The 7,723-nt window shown below is 56.2% G+C and carries 10 protein-coding genes; 9 read left to right on the plus strand and 1 reads right to left on the minus strand.

From position 1 onward, the window contains the following. Positions 1–385: 385 nt before the first annotated feature. Positions 386–1,330, plus strand: coding sequence for a 23S rRNA pseudouridine(955/2504/2580) synthase RluC (gene rluC, locus AB5Z09_RS20505; RefSeq protein ID WP_005351815.1), 945 nt, complete (start codon positions 386–388; stop codon positions 1,328–1,330). Further along, the gene (locus AB5Z09_RS20510) at positions 1,330–1,992 is read left to right on the plus strand and encodes an HAD family hydrolase (RefSeq protein ID WP_368196101.1); all 663 of its coding nucleotides are present in this window, start codon (positions 1,330–1,332) and stop codon (positions 1,990–1,992) included. The genes rluC and AB5Z09_RS20510 overlap by 1 nt, the downstream gene beginning before the upstream one ends. Before the next feature lie 100 nt (positions 1,993–2,092). Here the strand turns inward: AB5Z09_RS20510 and AB5Z09_RS20515 are convergent, their stop codons facing one another. Then, positions 2,093–2,674: a nucleoside triphosphate pyrophosphatase gene (locus AB5Z09_RS20515; protein WP_368196102.1), complete on the minus strand. Its 582-nt coding sequence runs from the start codon at positions 2,672–2,674 to the stop codon at positions 2,093–2,095. Positions 2,675–2,793: 119 nt separating this feature from the next. Between AB5Z09_RS20515 and yceD the strand changes: the two genes are divergently transcribed. The 7 genes from yceD to acpP all read left to right on the plus strand — a co-directional run bounded on the left by yceD (position 2,794) and on the right by acpP (position 7,648). Then, on the plus strand, positions 2,794–3,315 hold the full coding sequence (gene yceD, locus AB5Z09_RS20520) for a 23S rRNA accumulation protein YceD (RefSeq protein WP_013723766.1): 522 nt from the start codon (positions 2,794–2,796) through the stop codon (positions 3,313–3,315). A 19-nt stretch (positions 3,316–3,334) separates the two neighbouring features. After that, a complete protein-coding gene (gene rpmF / locus AB5Z09_RS20525; protein WP_005300935.1) occupies positions 3,335–3,502 on the plus strand; it encodes a 50S ribosomal protein L32 in 168 nt (55 codons plus the stop codon). Positions 3,503–3,511: 9 nt separating this feature from the next. Further along, positions 3,512–4,531, plus strand: coding sequence for a phosphate acyltransferase PlsX (gene plsX, locus AB5Z09_RS20530; protein ID WP_368196103.1), 1,020 nt, complete (start codon positions 3,512–3,514; stop codon positions 4,529–4,531). 7 nt (positions 4,532–4,538) lie between these two features. Then, positions 4,539–5,498, plus strand: a complete 960-nt coding sequence (locus tag AB5Z09_RS20535) for a beta-ketoacyl-ACP synthase III (protein WP_368196104.1) — start codon at positions 4,539–4,541, stop codon at positions 5,496–5,498. A 71-nt stretch (positions 5,499–5,569) separates the two neighbouring features. Continuing rightward, the gene (gene fabD / locus AB5Z09_RS20540) at positions 5,570–6,505 is read left to right on the plus strand and encodes an ACP S-malonyltransferase (protein ID WP_103252011.1); all 936 of its coding nucleotides are present in this window, start codon (positions 5,570–5,572) and stop codon (positions 6,503–6,505) included. Positions 6,506–6,518: 13 nt separating this feature from the next. Next, entirely contained in the window at positions 6,519–7,253 is a 735-nt protein-coding gene (gene fabG / locus AB5Z09_RS20545; RefSeq protein WP_005351850.1) for a 3-oxoacyl-ACP reductase FabG, read from the plus strand. A 158-nt stretch (positions 7,254–7,411) separates the two neighbouring features. Beyond that, positions 7,412–7,648, plus strand: coding sequence for an acyl carrier protein (acpP, locus tag AB5Z09_RS20550; RefSeq protein WP_005300909.1), 237 nt, complete (start codon positions 7,412–7,414; stop codon positions 7,646–7,648). Positions 7,649–7,723 lie beyond the last annotated feature (75 nt).

Genomic DNA, 7,723 nt, shown 5'->3' on the forward strand with positions numbered 1-7,723 from the left:
TTCCTCCATCTGGGTCCTGCCAGCGCCGGCCTCGGGTCTTCAGCATACTGGGGCAACCTCCCGGTTGGGGTATGCATGAGGCGCAAACTAAGGGCGTTCTGGTCATCACTTCTCGAGAAGGAATGAATAAGGATGCCGAAATGGAGACAAATAAACGGTGATGTTTGTGTTCTCCATGCGTTGTACCTCGCACCCGGGAACCGTCATGTTCTTGTATACACGGTGTTTCGGGATTGGGTGGCATACTTTTTGGCCACTTAGTACAAGGCTTGAACACAATGACAAAACCTTGTTTATTATCCCATTTAAACCTCTTTTATAGCAAGACGCCATTTTTCAACAAACCATGCAGCCAAGGGGCGCTGGCAGTGTTAAAATCCGCGCCATGACACAGATACAACAACAAGTGCAGCTGCTCACCATCGAAGCTGAGCATGACGGGCAGCGCATCGACAATTTTCTCAAGACTCAGCTAAAGGGCGTCCCCAAGAGCCTGATCTATCGCATCCTTCGTAAAGGCGAAGTGCGAGTAAACAAAAAGCGCATCAAACCGGAGTACAAACTCTGCGCAGGTGACGAGGTGAGGGTGCCCCCCGTGCGCGTTGCCGAGAAGAATGAGCTGCCTTCAGCTAACCTCGGGGTTATCCAGCGTCTGGAGAGCCAGATCCTGTTCGAAGACGATGCCATGATCGTGCTGAACAAGCCCTCCGGCATGGCAGTACACGGTGGCAGCGGCCTGAGCTTTGGCGTTATCGAGGGGCTGCGCGCACTGCGTCCGGAAGCCCGCTTCCTCGAACTGGTTCATCGACTGGATCGCGACACCTCTGGTGTATTGCTGGTTGCCAAAAAACGCAGCGCCCTGCGCAGCCTGCATGAGCAGTTGCGCGTCAAGACCATGCGCAAGCAGTATCTGGCGTTGGTGCGTGGCAAGTGGCAGGCTCACGTCAAGGTGGTTAATGCTCCGCTGCGCAAAAACGATCTGCAATCCGGTGAACGGGTAGTACGGGTCAGTGCCGATGGCAAGCCCTCCGAAACCCGGTTCCGCATCGTGCGTCAATTTGCCGAAGCGACTCTGGTCGAGTGCAGCCCCATTACTGGTCGTACCCACCAGATCCGCGTGCACACCCTGCATGCAGGTCATCCGATCGCCTGTGACGATAAGTACGGTGAAGCGGCGTTTGACGAGAAAATGCGCAGCCAAGGGCTAAAACGGCTCTTTTTGCATGCCTGGAAGCTCAGCTTCACCCATCCGGCCGATGGTCGCGAGATGCAGGTAGAAGCGCCGCTGGCACCTGAACTCGACAACTTCCTCAACGGCTTGCCACGCTGATGCAGGATATCCGGCTCGCCATTTTCGATTGGGACGGTACCCTGATGGATTCGGTGGGCCGGATTGTGGCCTGTGTGCAGGGGGCCGCCAGAGATTGTGAGCTGGCGGTTCCTGCTCCAGCCCAGATCCGGCAGATCATCGGATTGAGCCTTGATGTCGCCATGTCCCGTCTGTTCCCCTTATGCAGTGACAGTGGCGCTACCAGAGATGAGCGCCAGATTGCCGCACTCATCGATCGCTATCGTCATCACTATCTGCACGATGCGACCCCCAGCCCGCTGTTTGCCGGGGCAGGGGAGTTGCTGCATGATTGGCGGTCACGAGGGCTGCAACTGGCCGTCGCGACCGGCAAATCACGCCGTGGGCTGGATCGGGTATTAGATGAGACCGGACTGCGCCCGTTGTTTGTAACCAGTCGCGGGGCCGATGAGGCTCGCTCCAAGCCTGATCCGATGATGCTTGAGCAGATCCTGGACGAGTTGGAGCTGTCACCCCGTCAGGCCGTCATGATCGGCGACTCTGTTCACGATATGGCGATGGCCGAGGCGATCGCCATGCCGCGCATCGGCGTTACTTGGGGTGTAGATAGTCGGGATGCCCTCAGTCGTCACGGACCTGTGGCGGTGGTGGACTCCATGACGGCTCTTCGCGCGCTGTTGTAGACGCCTCTTTTTAACAGACATCAATCTGATTGATAACAGAAGCCCGGTGTATTGACCGGGCTTTTTATATCCTCGATCTAGCTTATCTATTCGTCCGCAATCAGGGCAGGGCAATACCGTGGCGCTCCAGCAGTTCGATCAGGCCGATCAATGGCAGACCGATCAAGGCGTTAGGATCGCGCCCTTCCAGCCCCTTGAACAGCACGATCCCCATCCCTTCGCATTTGAAACTGCCCGCACAATCGAGGGGCAGTTCAGCCTCTACATAGCGGCGAATGGCGGATTCGTCAAGGTTGCGAAAATGGACGGTAAAAGGCTCCACCAGTTGATGAGCTTTGCCTGTCGCGGCATTCACCACGCACAGGCCGGTGTAGAAGGTGACGCTGCGACCTTGAGCCGCCATCAGTTGGGCGATGGCATTGTCGATGGTGCCCGGTTTGCCGAGGATGTGATTATCGCAGACACACACCTGATCAGATCCGATGATCAAGCCGTGATCACGTTGCCCGGCGATGGCATCAGCCTTGGCACGAGCCAGTCTGGCCACCAGCGCCTCGGCGGATTCGCCAGCCAGTGGTCGCTCATCCACATCGGGGGCGGCACATTCAAAGGGGAGACCGAGCTTCTCCAGCAGGGCTTTGCGATAGCGAGAAGTTGAGGCGAGGATCAGATTCTGTGGCATAATCGAGTTACCGATGAAAGCAGGTACCGGCATTCTAGGGACTTGTGATGTTAAAATCATCGGCGGTAAGGACTTTTTCCTTTGACTATCAGTTGTTGGACCTATATTATTCGCGCCCTATGCAAAAGGTGAAGTTGCCCGTTAAGGTTGATCCAGTCCGTAGTGCCTTGAAACTGCTCGATTACATCGGGATAGTGGAAAAGTCGCAGATGCCCAGGCTGGAGGAATCAACCGCTGGCTTGCAGAGTGATATCGATGTATCACTGCACTTTGGCAAAGATGTCCAGAAGTTGACCGTTATGAAAGGCACTGCCCATGCCAAGGTTGACCTGGTTTGCCAACGTTGCGGAGAGACATTCGAACACCTCTGTGAAGCTGAATTTATCTACACTCCGCTGTTCGAAAGAACAAACGAGGAAGAACTGCCGGAAGCTTATGAGCCCATTGAGTTGGACGAAAACGGCGAGATAGATCTTCATCAAATCCTTGAGGATGAACTCATCCTCTCGTTGCCTCAAGTCGCAATGCATTCTCTGGATGCATGCCCGAGAGGAAACATGGAGATGACCTGGGGTGAAATCGAACCTGCTGATGAGCGGCCGAATCCCTTTGCAGTTCTTGAAGAGCTTAAACGTAAGTGAATTTAGGAGTTAGCCTACAATGGCCGTACAACAGAACCGTAAAACCCGTGCCAAGCGTGGCATGCGTCGTTCCCACGATGCGCTGACCACCGCTGCCCTGACTGTTGATCAGACCAGTGGCGAAATTCATCGTCGTCACCACGTGACTGCCGATGGTTTCTACCGCGGTAAAAAGGTAATCGCTTAAGGATTGCCTTTGTCTACGCAAACTGTCGCGCTAGACATCATGGGGGGAGATATTGGCCCCTCGGAAACAGTGCCTGCCGCCGTGCAGGCACTGTCTCTTTTACCCCAGCTAAAACTGATCCTGGTCGGCGACCAACATCAGACCTTCTCTCTGCTGCAGCAACATGGCTTGCTGAATCATCCCCGAGTCCGTTTCGTACATGCATCCCAAGTGGTTGGCATGGGCGATAAACCGATCGTGGCGCTGCGTACTCTGAAAGACTCCTCCATGCGGGTGGTACTCAATCTGGTGAAAGCCGGTGAGGCCGATGCCTGCGTCAGTGCCGGCAATACCGGTGCGTTGATGGCGATGGCCAAGTGCGTGCTCAAATCCCTACCCGGGGTAGATAGACCTGCCCTTATCAAGGCGCTGCCGACATTGAGCGGCAAACGTACTGTGATGCTGGATCTAGGCGCCAACGTCAGTTGCGATGCGGATACCTTGCTGCAGTTTGCGGTGATGGGCTCTGTCGTTGCCGAAAAGGTAGAAGGCATTGCATCCCCCCGTGTTGCCTTGCTCAACATCGGCGAGGAGGAGATCAAGGGCAACGATCTGGTGCGCCACAGCGCCGAATTGTTGCGTCAGTGCCACGCGCTCAATTATGTCGGGTTCGTCGAAGGGGATCGCATCTTCAGCGGCGACAGCGACGTGATCGTCTGCGACGGTTTTGTCGGCAATGTCGCCCTCAAGACGGCAGAAGGGGTGGTGCGGATGATGGCCCACCTGGCCGGATATCCCCGCAAGAAACGCACTTTTCTTGGCCGGATCGCCGGATTTATGTTCAAACGGCGCTTTTCTTACCTGAACCCCGACCAGTATAACGGGGCAAGTCTGTTAGGATTGCGCGGCATTGTGGTAAAAAGTCATGGGCGGGCCGAACGGCGCGCTCTGTGTAATGCGATCCTGCTGGCCGCACAAGAGGCCAAACATCAACTTCCACTGCAAATAGCAGATCGCCTTGAAGCTGTCTTCTCTGACAGGGATCTATAAGAACTCTATGCATAGCAAAATTCTGGGTACTGGCAGCTACCTGCCGAGTTCAGTGCGTACCAACGCCGATCTCGAGCAGATGGTTGAGACCAGTGATGAGTGGATCGTAGAACGCACCGGTATCCGTGAGCGCCGTATTGCCGGGGCTGACGAGACCGTTGCCACCCTCTCTTACCAGGCCGCTCTGCGCGCCCTGGATGCAGCCGGTTTGACCGCTGCCGATCTCGATATGATAGTGCTGGCCACTACCAGTGCTGAAAATGCCTTCCCGGCTGCCGCCTGCGAGCTGCAGGGGCTGCTCGGTGTTCCGGGCATTCCTGCCTTTGACGTGGCTGCAGCCTGCGCCGGTTTCACCTACGCACTCGCCATTGCCGATCAGTTCGTCAAATCCGGCGCCGCCCGCCATGTGCTGGTCGTCGGGGCCGATGTACTCTCCCGCATGTGCGATCCACAAGATCGCGGCACCATCATCCTGTTTGGTGATGGGGCAGGGGCTGTGATTGTCGGTGCCAGCGAGACGCCGGGTATCCTCTCTACCCATCTTCATGCCGATGGCCGTTATGGCGAGCTGCTCAAGCTGCCGCACCCTCGTCGCGGCATGCCGGGTGCCGAGCTCGAAGCCTACATGTATATGAAGGGCAACGATGTCTTCAAGGTCGCGGTCACCCGTCTGAGCGAGATCGTAACCGAAACGCTGGCCGCTGCTGGTATTGAACCGAGCGAGCTGGATTGGCTGGTGCCGCATCAGGCCAACTTCCGCATCATCAGCGCCACCGCCAAGAAGTTGGGTATGAGCCTGGATAAAGTGGTGCTGACCCTCGACAAGCACGGCAATACCTCTGCCGCTTCCGTTCCGGTCGCTTTCGACGAAGGGGTGCGGGATGGCCGGATCAAACCGGGTCAGCTGGTACTGCTGGAAGCCTTTGGTGGCGGTTTCGCCTGGGGCTCGGCACTGGTTCGCCTCTGATCTTCGGCGGGATGATGTCTCCATCATTCCGTCACCGATTTCATTTTTGTCTTATCTAAAAGGAATCAATGATGACCCAATTTGCCATTGCCTTCCCGGGACAAGGTTCCCAGTCCGTTGGCATGCTGGCCGAGCTGGCCGAACAACATGCCGTGATCAAGGAGACCTTCGCCGAGGCGAGCCAGGTGCTGGGTTATGACCTGTTTGCCCTGGTGATGGATGGTCCGGTTGAAGATCTGAACAAAACCTGGCGCACCCAGCCTGCACTGCTGACTGCCTCTGTCGCCCTGTGGCGCCTGTGGCAACAGCTGGGTGGGGCAACCCCTGCCATGATGGCGGGTCACAGCCTGGGTGAGTATTCCGCGCTGGTTTGCAGCGGCGCCCTCGATTTTGCCGATGCGGTCAAACTGGTCGAGCTGCGTGGTCTGGCCATGCAGGAAGCGGTACCGGAAGGCACCGGCGCCATGGCGGCTATCATCGGTCTGGATAACGAATCCATCGCAGCCAACTGCGAAAAAGCGGCACAAGGGCAGGTGGTCTCTCCGGTCAACTTCAACTCCCCGGGTCAGGTGGTTATCGCCGGTCACAAAGAGGCCGTTGAGCGAGCCAACGTGCTGATGAAAGAGTCGGGCGCCAAGCGTGCGCTGCCGCTGCCTGTCTCCGTGCCGTCTCACTGCGCGCTGATGAAACCTGCCGCAGAAAAACTGGCAGCTGCGCTGGACGGGATCGAGATCAAGGTTCCAACCATCGCGGTCATCAATAATGTCGACGTATCCTGTGAACAGGATCCGGCCGCCATCAAGCAAGCGCTGGTACGTCAGCTGTTCAGCCCGGTTCGTTGGACCGAGACTGTCGAGCGGATGGCCAATGAGGGGGTTACCCTCGAGATCGAGATGGGACCGGGCAAAGTGTTGACCGGGCTCGCCAAGCGCATCGACAAGCGCGTGGAAGGTATTCACGCCAACGATGCAGCCTCTTTCGAGCAGGCGCTGGCCCAGATCAAGTAAACAGGAGCAAGAGATGAGCTTTACCGATAAGGTTGTGTTGGTGACCGGTGCCAGTCGTGGCATCGGCCGTGCGATTGCCGAAACATTCGTGGCCCGTGGCGCGAAAGTGGTCGGTACGGCGACCAGCGAGAGCGGTGCCGAGGCGATCAGCGCCTATCTGGGCGACAATGGTTGCGGCATGGCACTGAACGTGACCAGCCAGGAATCCATCGAAGCCGTCTTCGCCGCCATCAAGGCGCGCTTTGGCGACATCGACATCCTGATCAACAACGCGGGGATCACCCGTGACAACCTGTTGATGCGGATGAAAGATGACGAGTGGAACGAGATCATCGATACCAATCTGACCTCGCTTTACCGTCTGAGCAAACCGGTGTTGCGTGCCATGATGAAGAAACGTCACGGTCGCATCATCAGCATTGGCTCCGTGGTGGGAACCATGGGCAATGCCGGTCAGGTCAACTATGCTGCCGCCAAGGCCGGTCTGGTTGGTTTTACCAAATCGTTGGCGCGGGAAGTGGCATCCCGTGGTATCACAGTGAACGCGGTTGCCCCCGGTTTCATCGAAACCGACATGACCCGTGCCCTGAATGACGATCAACGTGCCGGCATCATGAGTCAGGTGCCTGCCGCCCGTTTGGGTGATCCAAAAGAAATTGCCGCAGCTGTGGTATTCTTGGCTTCTGATGAAGCAGCCTATATCACCGGCGAAACCCTGCATGTTAATGGCGGGATGTACATGGTGTAATCAATTTGTCGTAAGATCTGTTCAAATTTGCGATAGTACGCCGAAGTTTGGCACATTTCGTGGTTTGACCAGCGGCAAGCTACTTGCAAACTCACGTCAATTGAATAAACTACCCCAACCAGACGCAAATAGCGTATTTTTAAAGGAAAATTCAGGTCATGAGCAACATCGAAGAACGCGTAAAGAAAATCATCATCGAACAACTGGGTGTTAAAGAGGAAGACGTTAAAAACGCTGCCTCCTTCGTCGACGACCTGGGCGCTGACTCTTTGGATACCGTTGAACTGGTAATGGCGCTGGAAGAAGAATTCGATACCGAAATTCCTGATGAAGAAGCCGAGAAGATCACCACTGTTCAAGCGGCTATCGACTACATCACCGCTAATCAGGAATAAGTTCCTGTTCTAAGAGAAGCGGCCCAAGGGCCGCTTCTTTTGTATTTGTTCCCTTTCAAAACACCTCTCGGAGAC

Source organism: Aeromonas sp. R2-2, from assembly GCF_040908355.1.
GTDB lineage: Bacteria > Pseudomonadota > Gammaproteobacteria > Enterobacterales > Aeromonadaceae > Aeromonas > Aeromonas veronii.

Excerpts from the sequence above, each read along its gene's own strand:
- AB5Z09_RS20510 (WP_368196101.1), top strand. The coding sequence starts at position 1,330 with ATGCAGGATATCCGGCTCGCCATTTTCGATTGGGACGGTACCCTGATG.
- AB5Z09_RS20535 (WP_368196104.1), top strand. The coding sequence starts at position 4,539 with ATGCATAGCAAAATTCTGGGTACTGGCAGCTACCTGCCGAGTTCAGTG.
- fabD (WP_103252011.1), top strand. The coding sequence starts at position 5,570 with ATGACCCAATTTGCCATTGCCTTCCCGGGACAAGGTTCCCAGTCCGTT.
- rpmF (WP_005300935.1), top strand. The coding sequence starts at position 3,335 with ATGGCCGTACAACAGAACCGTAAAACCCGTGCCAAGCGTGGCATGCGT.
- AB5Z09_RS20515 (WP_368196102.1), bottom strand. The coding sequence starts at position 2,674 with ATGCCACAGAATCTGATCCTCGCCTCAACTTCTCGCTATCGCAAAGCC.
- yceD (WP_013723766.1), top strand. The coding sequence starts at position 2,794 with ATGCAAAAGGTGAAGTTGCCCGTTAAGGTTGATCCAGTCCGTAGTGCC.
- rluC (WP_005351815.1), top strand. The coding sequence starts at position 386 with ATGACACAGATACAACAACAAGTGCAGCTGCTCACCATCGAAGCTGAG.
- acpP (WP_005300909.1), top strand. The coding sequence starts at position 7,412 with ATGAGCAACATCGAAGAACGCGTAAAGAAAATCATCATCGAACAACTG.
- fabG (WP_005351850.1), top strand. The coding sequence starts at position 6,519 with ATGAGCTTTACCGATAAGGTTGTGTTGGTGACCGGTGCCAGTCGTGGC.